Below are 15,360 nucleotides of genomic sequence, written 5' to 3'. Positions count from 1 at the left end.
TGGGCTTGATGTGAGCTAAGTGAACTCTCTTAAGGGATACGATCGTGCGGAAAAGCGACGCATCTGGCGCGTCAAGAAGGTATCCGCGGCCTCAGTTTCCGAGCGAGTTCGGAACTTGGCGTCATCGGGCCGGTTAAGGCAAAGGCCGGCATCCTCGCGAGGGCGTGGCTATGCCGGCCTTACCCAAGGGAGAGGCAGATGAAAGTAACACGCCAAGTTGTACTAGTTTGTGCAGCCACGCTGGGTCTCGGTAGCGCGTCGGTCCAAGCGGGTCCATGCAACACCAGCAAAACGACTGAAATGCGCGACGCTGGTTCCGGCCCGACTCCAGGCAACACCGGCTCGACTGTCGGTGCAAATTCCAAAACTGATCAGCACCCGCCGACGAGCGCCATGAACCAGCAGTCCGGGAATATTCCTGCTTCATCTGAGGACGCCCAGAAGCAAATGCAAGGGAAGCCAACTGCGGCGCAGCAGGCCGACGGGGCGAAGGCTCAAGGGAGCGACTGCTGATGTTCATGACGAACCGGCCTTCAGCACGCGGGACATTCATCGCTTAGGCTGTCGAGGACGTTCTACTCTTGCCTAAGAACGTGCGGTGTTCCGCGAGCGACAGAGCGTAATCTACTGCATGGTGCTGTATCGCGGCCGCGTATACCGGCTCGTCGCATGGCGCGATCGCTTGGGCTTCCATCAGTAAATCGGCGGCCGGCATTCCAGGCCATGGTCAGACCTTCTTAGCGCGCTTTGGCTTCGGAGCAAGCGCCGCAGGCGTTGATCGAAATATCACATCGCCGATGACGCGCCTGAAACTTATCGGCTCGAGGGCTCGTCGGGATCCCCTCCGTTCAAGTGCAGTCCAGCGCGTTCCTCAACCTGCCAAGCTTCTTCCTGGTATTTCGCCGCCAAAGCATTCAGCCGATCTGATACTGACCGAAATCCGACGAATTTGGCGAACTCTTTGCACCTTCGAGACATGGCCCTCAGTTGAACTGCTGTTGCGATCGCTTTTCGTTGGAGCTTTGTGGGAGCCATCGACGTCCTAGGTTTCACCGCGCGACAAACACTCCACCATTTCGCAAAACAGCGGGCGCGTTGAACCAACGACAAGAAGATGAGTGTAGTTCCATGAGACAAAGTATCGCAAGGCCGGCGAAGAGCGGGCCTATCGATATCGGGCCATCAGCTTTCGCGTGCTAGTTCGAAAGATGCGGCGCAGCTCGCATCGCGAATAAAAGTTCCAGCGTTGCCGAAATGAAAAGACCTAGCGTGACGCGTGAATGTGAGAAGGTTCAGCAGCATCTGGCAGAGTTGGCTGGTTACAGTCAACGTGATGGTCGCTGATCAAATCAAGCGCCCGATGCTTCCACCTTTCGGCTTCGGCTAGAAATTTCCAACTTTCCTCGGGAAAAAACGAGGCGCGCTGTCGACACATGCTCTCCATTGCTCGTGCATGTAGAAGCTCTTTCATCGCTTCCTCCCCACTTCAGAACAGACCTCATTCTGCGCTCAACAAATCAGACGTAAAGAGCCTCGGAGAAATAAATCGCCCGAAATACCGTAGGGATCTGCATCGGGAGCGCTGCTTCCGTGCGGGTATGCGATCAATCTCAGTCATCGAATATCGTTCCGAGCCGATTCCGGCGCCATAGGTCGCTCTGCGGCGCAACAAATTCGCGGTTGTGAAGGTGGTCACCTCCGAAACCGGTTTGGCACAGAAAGCGGTGCCAGAGCCGGTCCGACCGGCGCGCTTCAAGATGGATGGTCAGAGGATGCTGTCAAGCGACACTGCTGCGAGCGGTCTCTAATGCATTGCTGAGCTCGTGAAGCTCATAGGGTTTGCGCAATAGCAGAAACTCTGAACCTGATTTCCGGGAGGCGTCACTATAGCCCGTCGCAAGCACCACCGGCATGTGCGGGTGACTCCGTCTGAGATTGCGAGCGAGGCCGAGACCATCCAACTTTCCGGGCATCACAATATCACTAAATACAATGTCGATGCCGTCGCGTTCAATCTCGCGCATTGCGGATTCTGCGTCCGTTACCCATTTCACGCGATATCCCAGCTCTTCCAAAAGAACGGTGCTGGAGGTTGCGACATCTGGATTGTCTTCAACGAGAAGAACGGTGCCGGCACCTTCGGCCAGAACCTCTGCTTCATGCACGCCAGCATGGCCCTCTCCGCGCGGGAGCCGAATGACGATTTCCGTGCCTGCGCCGAGCTTGCTTTTGATTTCTACACTGCCGCCAGCCTGGTTGACAAAGCCATGGACTTGCGAGAGCCCCAATCCCGTTCCCTTGCCGACAGGCTTGGTCGTGAAAAAGGGATCGAACACCTTCGCAATGACATCCTCAGGAATACCAGCGCCGGTATCGATCACTTTGATATTCACATGCTCGCCTATATCTTCTCCGTCCGCGACACGATGATTTTCTGCTGTGATCGTCAACGTGCCCCCGTCGGGCATGGCATCACGAGAGTTGATGCCGAGATTGATGATTGCGGTCTCGAGCTCGGTTGGATCCGCGAAGACCGGCCAGACTCCGGCGGGTACGGAGATTTCGAGCTTTATCGCGCTGCCTAGGACTGTGGCCAAGACTTCGCGTACAGCTTGCACAGTCTCTCCAACGTCAAGCAGCACCGGGTCGACTTGTTGGCGCCGCGCAAAAGTCAGCAGTTGGCGCGTCAGTGCTGCCCCGCGGCGAACGCTTGCCTCAATCGCTTCTGCTGCCTTGACCACGCGATGGTCAATGGCGTGGCGCTTGATAAGCCGAGCGTTACCGGTAACCGCCATAAGCAGGTTATTAAAGTCATGTGCCACTCCACCGGTCAGCTGACCGAGCGCATCCATCTTCTGTGATTCAGCCAGCTGCCTTTGCATATTTTCAAGTTGCTGCACCGCCAGGCGTCGTTCTGTGATGTCGCGCGTAATCTTGGCAAAGCCGATCAACTCGCCTACATCATTGCGGACGGGATCGATGACCACACTCGCCCAGAAAAACGTGCCGTCTTTGCGAACGCGTAAGCCTTCCTCCTCGTAACGGCCGTTCTTACGGGCAGTCTCCAGAGCACGCGCCGGCTTTCCCGCTTCGCGATCACCAGGGGTGTAAAATCGCGAGAAGTGCTGTCCGATAATTTCTTCGGGAAGATAGCCCTTGATTCGCTGGCCGCCCAAGTTCCAGCTGGTGATCCGACCTTCCGGATCAAGCATATACAAAGCGTAGTCGGTGACATTTCCCACCAGCAGGCGAAAATGGTTCTCGCTCTCGTTTAATGCGAAGCGCGCCTGCATCCGCTCGGTGATGTCCCGCGTGATTTTCGCGAAACCGACAAGCACACCATCTTCATAAATGGCATCAATGACGACGGAAGCGAAAAATCGCGAACCGTCCTTACGCATCCGCCAGCCTTCCGCTTCGAAGCGCTTGTCCCGCCGCGCGGCCTCTAGCGCAGCAGCGGGAAGTCCGGCTTCGCGATCCTCCGGGGGGTAGAAAACCGAAAAATGCTGACCCACGATTTCATCTGCGGAATATCCTTTGATCTTCTCGGCGCCTGTATTCCAATTTGATACAATGCCGTTCAGGTCCAGCAGATAGATCGCATAATCTGTGACGCCTTGAACGAGGAGCCGAAAGGCGCGCTCGCTTTCGAAAAGACCGCGTCCAGCGTTATTTGTCTCTGCCATCGTTCACTTCCCGCGAAACTACTAACGCGTGTCCAGTTTGGCGGTGCCCACAAGGCTGCACCGCTGTCGGCACGGCGACGGAGAGATCCGCAAGGTCTTCAGCGTAAGCCGTCATGCGCGGGACACAAGAAGACAGTTTTTGGCGGAGGCGGAACTAACGAAGTGCCAAGGAGTTAAGCGTTGTTTAGGCGAAGTCGACGCGGCGCCGAAGAAGGCCGCAGCTTTGAAAAATTCGTCGCGATCTGTCCAATCCACGATCCGTATATGATCAGTGCGATCACAACCGCCAATCCTGCAAAGACCCACGACTGCGCCTCTGATTGAGGCACGTTGACCGTGAAAAAAGTTACCGCGTTATAATGTACGTCAAGTCGTTGAAAGTATTGGAATCGGAAAATGACGTGGCGATCCCAGCAGGATTCGAACCTGCAACCCACGGAGTAGAAATCCGTTACTCTATCCAGTTGAGCTATGGGACCGGCGCGTCGTCATATCATCGTCGGTATGGCTTGGACAGACCGGGTAAATTGGCCGGATTCGGACACGGTTTTCAAGCGTTTGGGCGGTTGGTGAGCTGGCCTTTCTCTTGCTGATTGAGCGGTGAACCCGCGATTTCAGCCAGAAAGTGTGCCGACTTGACCCGCTTTTCGTCCCAAAACCGAACGTCCGTCTGTGCCTTTGACGTCGCTTCGATTCCTGTCCCATTCGGGGATGCCTACGCAGCTTCGGGGCTGGCAGACTGGCGGGCCCTAAGGCTCCGACGGCGGGGGCCGCGATGGTGGCTTGCCGTCCTTGTTATTGTCACTGGAGATGCCGCGCTGGCCGGGATCGCCTGGTTCGCCGTCGATGTCGTCCTCAAATAGCTGTTCCGGGAAGCCGTATTGCCTGGTCACGAAACGGCCGGCCATATAGGAGATCTGGCACGCGATCAGACATCCCGTCGTGACCGCGACGCCGCCCAGCGCCGAAAATCCCTGGCCCCATGTCACGGCGGCGGACAGGACAGCGACCAGCACGGTCGTCACGACAATGACCCAGACGGGGCCGACGAGTCCGACGGCGAGGCCCGCCAGTGAACTTGTCGCCAAAAGAAGTTCGATCATGATGCGATGCGCCCAGAACGACCGAACGGTCGGGCGATCGCCGTGATCGTCCTATGCCGCAAGGCGCACCCATCTGACCGCAGCTGGAAGACTTGGGTACCCGTGATCTCCGGTCGTCCCCAACAGGCTGCTTTTAGTCTTAACGTGTCGCGTTTGATTAAAACGCGTAGGGGGCGATCGCGGGCCGGGCCGGTCGTTCATGCGCGTATGACCCGTTGTAAAACTGTCACCAAAATCGTCGGCGCGTGCTCGAACCGTTTCCCACACAGGGGCGACCAATCGGCGGTGACGTGGCTTTGCTTTCGGCAGGGCCCGCCGCCATGATGCCCGCGGCTTGCGCGTGGGGCTGCGATTTGAGTTACCCGGGTTCGTCACATGATGTTGCCAGCAATCGTCGTGTCTCGCGTTGCGCCGGTCGAGAGACTCGCGAACAAGCTGGCCATGAGTCCGTCACCGTTTTTACGCACATTTGAATCCAGGCGGCATTCGTCCGTGCAGGGGAGTTGTCCATGATTGGTCTGGTTCGCGCCGTCACTGTCTGCGCCACGCTGGCGTTCGGCTTCGTCTCGGCTCACGCGGCCGACAAGGCTTTCCGACGGGATGAGCTGGCGGATTCCGCGATCAAGCTCGAGGCGCAGATCAAGAGCGAGGCAGGGCCTGTCGCCAAGAGCGCGGCAACTTTGCGCACCGACGCGGACGCCGCGTTCAAACGCTCGGATTTCCGGGCCGGTCTGCAGACGCTGGGCCAGATCGTGGCGATTGCGCCCGATGACAGCGCCAACTGGCTGCGGCTCGCCAAGACGATCTTCCAGATCCGTCCGGCAACCTCGTCCGAAACCACCTTCCTGCGCGAGCGCGCTGCGACAGCGGCCTATATCGCCTATCAGCGCGCCGGCAATGCCGGCGAGGAGGCCGAGGCGCTGGCCGTGCTCGGCCGGGCCATGGAAGAACGCAAGCTGTGGCGCCCGGCACTGGACGCGCTGCGCCTGTCGCTCGAGATGCGCGAGGTCGCCGACGTCCGTGGCCAGTATGAAAAACTACGCGACGATCACGGCTTCCGGTTGCTCGATTACACCGTGGACTCGGATTCCGCTTCGCCGCGCGCCTGTTTCCAGTTCTCGGAAGAACTCGCCAAGCGGGTCGATTTCGCGCCGTTCCTAGCGCTCGCCGGCAGCGACAAGCCGGCATTGACCTCCGAGGAGAAGCAGCTCTGCGTCGAGGGCCTCAAGCATGGCGAGCGCTACAATATCAACCTGCGCGCCGGTCTGCCGTCGACGGTGAAAGAGAGCCTGCCGAAATCGGCCGAGTTCAACATCTATGTGCGCGACCGCAAGCCGTTCGTGCGTTTCACCGGCCGCGCCTATGTGCTGCCGCGCACCGGCCAGCAGGGCATCCCCGTGGTCTCGGTCAATACCCAGGCGGTCACCGTCAATGTGTTCCGGATCGGCGACCGCAATCTGATCAACACCGTCATCGGCAGCGACTTCCAGACGGCACTGAGCAAGTACCAGCTCGAGAGCCTCGGCGACGAGCGCGGCATGAAGGTCTGGACCGGCGAGCTGGCCACGGCGTCGACGCTCAATGCCGACGTCACCACGGCATTCCCTGTCGATCAGGCCATCGGCGAGCTGCAGCCAGGCGTCTATGTGATGACCGCGGCGGCCAAGGGGCCGGGCTCGGGCGGTGGCGATGACGACGGCTCGCTGGCGACCCAGTGGTTCATCGTGTCGGATCTTGGTCTCACCGCCTTCTCGGGCAATGACGGCATCCATGTCTTCGTCAATTCGCTCGCTTCGACCGATCCGATGGCCAAGGCCGACGTCCGGCTGGTCGCGCGCAACAACGAGATTCTTGCGACCAGGAAGACCGACGACTCCGGCCATGTGCTGTTCGAGGCGGGGCTCGCCAAGGGCGAGGGCGGTCTGTCGCCGGCACTGCTGACGGTGACATCAGACAAGAACGACTATGCGTTCCTGAGTCTCAAATCGAACGCCTTCGATCTCAGCGATCGTGGCGTCTCCGGCCGTGCGGTTCCTGCCGGTGCCGATGCCTTCGTCTATGCCGAGCGCGGCGTCTATCGTTCCGGCGAGACGGTCTATCTCACCGCGCTGTTACGTGACGGACAGGGCAATGCCGTCACCTCGGGCCCAATGACCCTTGTCGTCGAGCGTCCGGATGGCGTCGAGTTTCGCCGCGCTGTCCTGCAGGACCAAGGCGCAGGCGGTCGCAGCCTGACGCTGCCGCTGAACTCCGCGGTCCCGACCGGCACCTGGCGTGTCCGTGCCTTCACCGATCCGAAGGCGTCATCGGTCGGCGAGACCACTTTCATGGTCGAAGATTACGTCCCGGATCGGATTGAATTTGATATATCTTCCAGGGACAAGCTGATCAAAGCTGATGCTCCTGTAGAACTTAAAGTGGATGGTCGCTTCCTCTATGGCGCGCCCGCGTCGGGCCTGCAGCTCGAAGGCGATATGCTTGTCACGTCCGCGGCGAACCGTCCGGGATTCGTCGGCTATCAGTTCGGCGTTGCCGATGAGGAAAGCGCCAGCAACGAACGCACGCCGATCGAAGGCCTGCCGGAAGCCGATGCCAATGGCGTCGCGACGTTCCCGGTCAGCCTCGCCAAGCCGCCGTCCTCGACCCGGCCGCAGGAAGCCCAGATCTTCATCCGCATGACCGAAGCCGGCGGCCGCGCCGTCGAGCGCAAGTTCGTGCTGCCGGTTGCCCCCAGTGCACCAATGATCGGCGTGAAGCCGCTGTTCAAGGACAAGAACGTCGCCGAGGGGGATAACGCCGCCTTCGACGTCGTGGTCGTATCGCCGGAGGGAACCTCGCTGGCCCGCAGCGGGCTGCGTTACGAATTGCTGAAGATGGAATCCCGCTACCAGTGGTACCGGCAAAATTCGTCCTGGGATTACGAGCCGGTCAAGTCGACCAAGCGCGTTGCCGATGGCGATCTCACCGTTGCCGCCAATGCTCCGGCCCGTATCTCGCTGCAGCCGCAGCCCGGCCGCTATCGGCTCGACGTGAAATCGAATGAAGCCGATGGTCCGATCACCTCGGTGCAGTTCGATGTCGGCTGGTATTCCGACGGCAGCGCCGATACGCCGGACCTGCTGGAGACCTCTATCGACAAGCCGGAATATCTGTCGGGCGACACCATGACCGTTTCGGTGAATGCACGCACCGGCGGCCTTCTGACAATCAATGTGCTCGGCGACCGCCTGCTGACGACCCAGAGCATCGCCGTCAAGGAAGGCCAGTCGCAGATCAAGATCCCGGTCGGCAAGGACTGGGGCACAGGCGCCTATGTGGTGGCCACGCTGCGCCGACCTCTCGACGCCGCCGCCAAGCGGATGCCCGGCCGCGCCATCGGGTTGAAGTGGTTCGGTATCGACAAAAAAGCACGCACGCTCGACGTCGCACTGTCGCCGCCGGCGCTGATCCGGCCCAGCACGACGCTGAAGCTGCCGGTGAAACTCGGCGGCCTCAATCCCGGCGAGGACGCCAAGATCGTGGTGGCCGCGGTCGATGTCGGCATTCTCAACTTGACCAATTACAAGCCGCCGGCGCCGGATGACTATTATCTCGGCCAGCGCCGCATGACATCGGAAATTCGCGACATCTACGGGCAGTTGATCGACGGCATGCAGGGCACCCGCGGCCAGTTGCGCACTGGTGGCGATAGTGCCGGCGCTCAGATCGAGGGCTCGCCGCCCACGCAGAAACCGATGGCGCTGTATTCTGGCATCGTCACTGTGGCAGCCGATGGCACCGCGCAGATCGAATTCGAGATTCCCGAATTCGCCGGCACCGCCCGCGTGATGGCCGTGGCCTGGACCGCGACAAAGCTCGGCCGCGCCACAGTGGATGTCACGGTGCGCGATCCCGTGGTGCTGACGGCGACGCTGCCACGGTTCCTGTTGTCCGGCGACAAGGGCACCATGAGCTTTGACCTCGACAATGTCGAAGGCGCACCGGGCGACTACACCATCGCTGTAAAGACCTCCGGCCCCGTCAAGGTGACCGGCAATCCGGCGACGACGATCAAGCTCGCGGCCAAACAGCGGACCTCGATGGCGCTGGCCATCGATGCATCCGGTGCGGGCACGGCCCAGTTCGATGTCGATATCAAGGGACCGAACGGGCTGACGCTGGCACGGCACTATGTGCTCGACGTCAAGGCGGCCACGCAGGTCTTGGCGCGGCGCTCGATCCGCACGCTGGCGAAGGGCGAGAGCCTGACGCTGACATCGGACATGTTCTCCGATCTCGTATCGGGCACCGGCGGCGTCTCGCTGTCGGTCAGCCTGTCCACAGCGCTCGATGCAGCGACCATCCTGAAGGCGCTGGATCGCTATCCCTATGGCTGCTCCGAGCAGATCACCAGCCGCGCGATGCCGCTCCTCTATGTGAACGATCTCGCGGCCGGCGCGCATCTGGCGATGGATACCGGTGTCGATCAGCGCATCAAGGACTCGATCGACAGACTGCTGGCGCGTCAGGGCTCGAACGGCTCGTTCGGCCTGTGGTCGGCGGGCGGCGACGATGCCTGGCTCGACGCTTACGTGACGGACTTCCTGACCCGCGCCCGCGAAAAAGGTTTTGTGGTGCCGGACGTGCTGTTCCGTGCCGCGCTCGACCGCGTGCGCAATTCGGTCGTCAATGCTGACGAACCGGAGAAGGATGGCGGCCGCGATCTTGCTTACGGGCTTTACGTGCTGGCCAAGAACGGCACTGCGCCAATCGGCGATCTGCGCTATCTCGCCGACACCAAGCTGAAGAACCTGGCGACGCCCATCGCCAAGTCACAGCTGGCGGCGGCACTGGCGCTGGTCGGTGACCGTGCCCGTGCAGAACGCGTCTACGCGGCAGCGGTTGAGAGCCTCGCGCCGAAGCCGATCATCGAGTTCGGCCGCGTCGACTACGGCTCCGCGCTGCGCGATGCTGCGGCGCTGGTCTCGCTTGCCAGCGAAGGCAATGCGCCGCGTGCAACGCTGACGCAGGCGGTCCAGCGTGTCGAGGCCGCGCGCGGCCTGACGCCCTTCACCTCGACGCAAGAGAATGCGTGGCTGGTGCTTGCATCGCGTGCGCTGGCCAAGGAAGCCAACACGCTGGCGCTGGACGTCAACGGCTCGGCTGTGAAGACCGCTCTCTATCGCAGCTACAAGGCGGCGGAGATGTCCGGGCAACCGATCAAGATCACCAACACTGGCGATACGCCAGTGCAGGCGGTCGTCTCGGTGTCCGGTTCACCGATCACGCCGGAGCCCGCTGCGTCCAACGGCTTCAAGATCGAGCGCAATTATTTCACGCTCGACGGCAAGCCCGCAGATGTCACCAAGGCGAAACAGAATGATCGCTTCGCCGTGGTGCTGAAGATTACCGAAGCCAAGCCGGAGTATGGGCACATCATGGTGGCCGACTATCTGCCGGCCGGTTTCGAGATCGACAATCCGCATCTGGTGTCGTCGGGCGACAGCGGCACGCTGGACTGGATCGAGGATGGCGAAGAACCTGAGAACACCGAATTCCGCGACGACCGCTTCACAGCGGCGATCGACCGGAAGAGCGACGACAAGGCGGTGTTCACCGTCGCCTATATCGTGCGTGCGGTGTCGCCCGGCAAATACGTGCTGCCGCAAGCCTATGTGGAAGACATGTATAATCCGTCGCGCTACGGGCGGACGGGGACGGGCAGTGTCGAGGTCGCGAAGGCGAAATGAGCGAGGGCACGTCCACACCACACACTCCGTCATCCCCGGGCTTGTCCCGGGGATCCATGTATTCTTGTGTGGATCGTGGGCAAGACGTGGATGGCCGGGACAAGCCCGGCCACGACGTGAGGAGAGGCTGGTGGCTTATCCGAAAGGCTGTCGCCGCTGCCACCGTAGTTGTGGTCCTGACTGGTGCAGCGACCGCCGCGTGGGTGGCCTCCCTCGGCCCTTTGCCGCTCGACCAGGCTCGCAAAATCTCCACCACCGTCATCGACCGCAACGGCAAACTCTTGCGCGCCTATGCCATGACAGACGGACGCTGGCGGCTGCCGGTCGACGCGAAGACATCCGTCGACCCCGGTTATCTCAACATACTACTCGGCTATGAGGACAAGCGCTTCTACAACCATCACGGCGTCGATCCGCTGGCGCTCGGCCGCGCGGCACTACAGCTCGTCACCCGCGGCGAGATCGTGTCGGGCGGCTCGACCATCACCATGCAACTCGCACGGCTGATCGAGCCGCGGCAGCAACGCTCGATATCGGCTAAAATCAGGCAAGCCGTCCGTGCGCTGCAGATCGAGCGGCAGATGAGCAAGGATCAGATCCTCGCTCTCTATCTGGCGCTGGCGCCGTTCGGCGGCAATCTCGAAGGTCTTCGCGCCGCCTCGATCGCCTATTTCGGCAAGGAGCCCAAACGGCTGTCGCTGGCGGAATCTGCATTGCTCGTAGCGCTGCCGCAATCGCCGGAACACCGCCGGCTTGATCGCCGTCCCGGCAATGCCCGCGTGGCGCGCGACCGCGTGCTCGAACGTATGGTCGGCGAGGGCAGGGTGTCGGCTGCCGATGCCATGCAGGCAAAATCCGTCAGCGTGCCGAAGCTGCGCAAGCCGATGCCGATCCTGGCGCCGCATTCCGCGGATCAGGCCATGTCGCTGCACAGAGATCGCCCCATCATCAAGCTGGCGCTCGATGCCGGGATCCAGCGTGCGCTTGAAGGCCTCGCGCGTGATCGCGCGGCGACGCTGGGCAACACTATCTCCATCGGCCTCATCGCTGTCGATAACGAGAGCGGCGACGTGCTCGCCCATGTCGGTTCGCCCGACTATTTCGACGATCGCCGCGCCGGGCAGGTCGATATGACCCGCGCGGTGCGCTCGCCCGGCTCGACGTTGAAGCCGTTCATCTATGGCCTCGCCTTTGAAGATGGCTTCGTGCATCCGGAAAGCCTGATCGAGGATCGGCCGGTGCGCTTCGGCAGCTACGCGCCGGAGAATTTCGACATGAGCTTTCAGGGCACCGTGCCGGTGCGCAAGGCGCTGCAGCTTTCGTTGAATGTCCCAGCCATTGCGCTGCTCGATCGCGTAGGGGCATCGCGGCTGTCGTCGCGTCTGAAACAGGCGGGCGGCAATCTGGTGCTGCCACCGGGTGAGGCGCCCGGTCTCGCCATGGGCCTCGGCGGCGTCGGCATTACGCTGCAGGATCTCGTCCAGCTCTATACAGGCGTGGCGCGGCTCGGCAGTTCCAAGCCGCTGCGGGAGATCATGCAGGCCAATGGCGGCGACGATCGCGAGCCGTTGCGGTTGATGGACCCGGTTGCAGCCTGGCAGGTTGGCAATGTTCTGATCGGCACACCGCCGCCGGAGAATGCCGCGCATAACCGGATCGCCTTCAAGACCGGTACCAGCTACGGCTATCGCGACGCCTGGTCGGTCGGTTTCGACGGACGGATGACCATCGGCGTCTGGGTCGGCCGGCCCGATGGCGCGCCGGTGCCCGGCCTGGTCGGTCGCACGGCCGCGGCTCCGATCCTGTTCGATGCCTTTGCCCGCACCGGCAAGCTGCCGGCTTCGTTGCCGAAGGCGCCCAAGGGCGTGCTGATGGCCAGTAATGCAAAATTGCCGCTGCCGCTGCGCCGGTTCCGCCCGGTCGGCGAGTTGATCCGTACCGGCAGCGATCAGGCCCTGCACATCCAGTTCCCGCTGAACGGTTCCCGGATCGATGCCAGTGGCGGCGAGGGGCAGCTTTCGGCCGTACCGGTCAAGGTGGCCGGCGGGGTGCTGCCCATGACCGTTCTGGTCAACGGCATGGCCGCCGGGGAACTCGACAGCCGGCGCCAGCGGCTGGTCGATCCGCCTGGTCCGGGTTTCGTCCGGCTGACGGTCATGGACGCCATGGGCACCGCAGACACAGTTGTGGTCAGAATCCAATAAGCACGGGCTAACTGGTTGTCCGGTCGGCGGTTTCAGCGTATGCGACAGGCATGGCCGAGACCTATCCAAGACCCCGATTTGGCGCCCCGCGCGAGCCGAAAACCCGTGTCGATCCAGGCAGCAGACTGGTGCGCGTGCTTGATTTCGTCAGCTCCGGCCATGCCCGCGCGGTCGCGTTCCTGACCATTTGCGGGTTCCTGTTCTTCCTGCCGGGCTTCTTCACCATCCCGCCGATCGACCGCGACGAAGCGCGTTTTGCGCAGGCGACCAAGCAGATGGTCGAGACCGGCGATTTCGTCGACATCCGGTTCCAGGACGAGGTCCGCTACAAGAAGCCGGTCGGCATCTACTGGATGCAGGCGGCCGTGGTCGAGACCGCCGAGGCGCTGGGCTTGCAGAACGCCGAAGTCCGCATCTGGCTCTATCGGGTGCCATCGCTGTTCGGTGCCATTGGTGCAGTGCTGCTGACCTATTGGACCGCGCTGGCCTTCCTGGCGCGGCGCGGCGCTGTGCTGGCTGCGTTGATCATGTGCAGTTCGGTCTTGCTCAACGTCGAGGCGCGGCTCGCCAAGACCGATGCCATGCTGCTGCTGACCGTCATTGCCGTGATGGGTGCGATGGCGCGGATTTACCTGGCGTGGCAGCGCGGCGAGGAGGCCGACAAGTCACGCTGGCAGGAGCCGGCGGTGTTCTGGACGGCCATGGCGATCAGCATTCTGGTAAAGGGCCCGCTGATCCTGATGTTCGTCGGGCTGACGATCATTGCGCTGGCGATCATGGATCGCTCGGTCGCATGGCTGTGGCGATTACGGCCGCTGGTCGGCGTCGTCTGGATGCTGTTCCTGGTGCTGCCGTGGTTCGTCGCCATCTTCCTGAAGTCGGGGCAAGCGTTCTTCTCCAATTCGCTCGGTGGCGACATGCTGAGCAAACTGGCTGCACAAGAATCCCACGGCGCGCCTCCGGGCATGTATTTCCTGCTGTTCTGGATTACCTTCTGGCCCGGGGCACCGCTGGCCGGTATGGCCACGCCGGCGATCTGGCGCGCGCGCCGCGAGCCCGGCGCACAATATCTGCTGGCCTGGCTGATCCCATCCTGGATCGTGTTCGAAGTCGTGATGACCAAGCTGCCGCATTACGTGCTGCCGCTCTATCCGGCGATCGCCATCCTCGTCATCGGCGCGCTTGAACGCCAGGTGCTGGCGCGCAATTGGCTGGCGCGCGGCGCGGCTTGGTGGTTCGCGATCCCGGCGCTAACCGCTGTGGTCGCCGAGATCGGTGCCGTCGCGATCGTCCGCCACCCGGTGTTTCTGGCCTGGCCATTTGCCGCCGCAGCACTGGTGTTCGGCCTGTTTGCCTGGTGGCTGTATGATAACGCCCGCGCAGAACGCTCGTTGCTGAATGCGGTTGTGGCCTCATTGTTCATGAGCGCCGCCTTTTATGGCGTGCTGCTGCCGTCGCTCCGACCGCTGTTTCCGAGTGTGCAGATCGCACGTGCGCTGCGTAACGTGGTCTGCGTCGGTCCCAAGGCTGCGGCAGCGGGATATCACGAGCCGAGCCTGGTGTTCATGACCGGCACATCCACACAACTCACTGATGGTGCCGGCGCGGCGGATTTCCTCGGGCAGGGCAGCTGTCGCTTCGCGCTTGTCGAATTGCGTTCAGAACGCCAGTTCGCGATGCGCGCCGAGGCCATCGGCTTGCGTTACAACATGGCAACCCGCATCGACGGCTATAACTTCTCGCAGGGTAAAGCGATTTCGGTGGCGATCTATCGCTCCGAAGGGACCGAGTAATGGTAGCCCCGGACAAATCGCAGCCACAGACCTATCTGTCGCAACTCGTTGCGCTTGTCTGGCAGTCATTCGCACAGCTTGTTCGCGCACCGTCGCATTCGCGGCGTGCCGAAGCTGCTCGTTATTGGGCGCGCCGTTCGCTGGCGCTTGGCGCCGTGACAGCCGTGATCATCATCGCGCTCATGTTCATCGTCGATGCCACCGAGATCGGACTGATGCCGGCGCGGGGCACGGCCGGCCTGTGGCCGCTGCGTATCTTCACTGACTTCGGCAAGGACGAATATGTCCTGCTGGCGTTGTTCGCGTTTATGATCGTTCTGGCCCTGCTGGCGCCGCTGCGGCACGGCACGTCGCGCGCCGTACTTGTCAGCTTCGGCACGCGCATTCAGTACATCTTCCTGTCGGTCGCGCTGTCGGTCTTCGTGGCTGAAATCATCAAAGGTATGCTCGGCCGTGGCCGGCCTTTCGTCAGTGGCGCGGCAGACCCCTTTCACTTTTCGCATTTCGCCTGGACGCCGGCCTATGCCAGTTTCCCGTCGGGTCATGCGACCACGAGTTTCGCATTGGCTTTCGCGGTCGCCGCGCTTTGGCCGCGGCTGCGCACGGTGATGATCGTCTACGCCGTCGCCATCTGTGCCAGTCGGCTCGTCCTGCTGGCGCATCATGCCAGTGACGTGGTCGGCGGCGGGCTGGTCGGCTGGATTGGCGCCATGACGGTGCGATACTGGTTTGCGGCCCGGCATCTGGCTTTCACCATCCACCAGGACGGCACGATCGACCCGCTGCCAGGGCCGTCCGCAGGCCATCTCAAAAGGGTTGCCCGCGGGACCGCGGCCCCATAATAA

General features: G+C 62.0%; 6 protein-coding genes and 1 tRNA gene. 4 read left to right on the top strand and 3 right to left on the bottom strand.

The genetic code is table 11. The features are described from left to right. Positions 1-1,778: 1,778 nt before the first annotated feature. The 3 genes from AB7828_RS06020 to AB7828_RS06010 all read right to left on the bottom strand — a co-directional run bounded on the left by AB7828_RS06020 (position 1,779) and on the right by AB7828_RS06010 (position 4,789). Positions 1,779-3,686, bottom strand: a complete 1,908-nt coding sequence (locus tag AB7828_RS06020) for a PAS domain S-box protein (RefSeq protein ID WP_441229674.1) — start codon at positions 3,684-3,686, stop codon at positions 1,779-1,781. A gap of 402 nt (positions 3,687-4,088) precedes the next feature. After that, a tRNA-Arg gene (locus AB7828_RS06015) sits at positions 4,089-4,165 on the bottom strand. A 270-nt stretch (positions 4,166-4,435) separates the two neighbouring features. Beyond that, a complete protein-coding gene (locus tag AB7828_RS06010) occupies positions 4,436-4,789 on the bottom strand; it encodes a hypothetical protein (RefSeq protein WP_441229673.1) in 354 nt (117 codons plus the stop codon). A 509-nt stretch (positions 4,790-5,298) separates the two neighbouring features. On the opposite strand from AB7828_RS06010, the gene AB7828_RS06005 reads away from it, so the two are divergent. From AB7828_RS06005 to AB7828_RS05990, 4 genes are read left to right on the top strand one after another with little or no spacing between them, the layout of a single operon-like run. After that, positions 5,299-10,518, top strand: a complete 5,220-nt coding sequence (locus tag AB7828_RS06005) for an alpha-2-macroglobulin family protein (protein WP_441229672.1) — start codon at positions 5,299-5,301, stop codon at positions 10,516-10,518. After that, positions 10,515-12,722 carry a penicillin-binding protein 1C gene (gene pbpC / locus AB7828_RS06000; RefSeq protein ID WP_441229671.1) on the top strand — a complete coding sequence of 736 codons (2,208 nt, stop codon included), beginning with the start codon at positions 10,515-10,517 and terminating at the stop codon, positions 12,720-12,722. The genes AB7828_RS06005 and pbpC overlap by 4 nt, the downstream gene beginning before the upstream one ends. Before the next feature lie 50 nt (positions 12,723-12,772). Continuing rightward, positions 12,773-14,515 (top strand): ArnT family glycosyltransferase, encoded by a 1,743-nt coding sequence (locus AB7828_RS05995; RefSeq protein WP_441229670.1) that lies wholly within the window; start codon positions 12,773-12,775, stop codon positions 14,513-14,515. Next, the gene (locus tag AB7828_RS05990; RefSeq protein ID WP_175368988.1) at positions 14,515-15,357 is read left to right on the top strand and encodes a phosphatase PAP2 family protein; all 843 of its coding nucleotides are present in this window, start codon (positions 14,515-14,517) and stop codon (positions 15,355-15,357) included. The genes AB7828_RS05995 and AB7828_RS05990 overlap by 1 nt, the downstream gene beginning before the upstream one ends. Positions 15,358-15,360: the final 3 nt, after the last annotated feature.

It is taken from the genome of Tardiphaga sp. 215_C5_N2_1, from assembly GCF_052076055.1.
GTDB lineage: Bacteria > Pseudomonadota > Alphaproteobacteria > Rhizobiales > Xanthobacteraceae > Tardiphaga > Tardiphaga robiniae.
This window is presented reverse-complemented; position numbering and strand designations above follow the sequence as displayed.

What these genes read in the sequence shown, in the direction of transcription:
- pbpC (WP_441229671.1), top strand. Translation starts at nt 10,515, where the DNA reads ATGAGCGAGGGCACGTCCACACCACACACTCCGTCATCCCCGGGCTTG.
- AB7828_RS05995 (WP_441229670.1), top strand. Translation starts at nt 12,773, where the DNA reads ATGGCCGAGACCTATCCAAGACCCCGATTTGGCGCCCCGCGCGAGCCG.
- AB7828_RS06005 (WP_441229672.1), top strand. Translation starts at nt 5,299, where the DNA reads ATGATTGGTCTGGTTCGCGCCGTCACTGTCTGCGCCACGCTGGCGTTC.
- AB7828_RS05990 (WP_175368988.1), top strand. Translation starts at nt 14,515, where the DNA reads ATGGTAGCCCCGGACAAATCGCAGCCACAGACCTATCTGTCGCAACTC.
- AB7828_RS06010 (WP_441229673.1), bottom strand. Translation starts at nt 4,789, where the DNA reads ATGATCGAACTTCTTTTGGCGACAAGTTCACTGGCGGGCCTCGCCGTC.
- AB7828_RS06020 (WP_441229674.1), bottom strand. Translation starts at nt 3,686, where the DNA reads ATGGCAGAGACAAATAACGCTGGACGCGGTCTTTTCGAAAGCGAGCGC.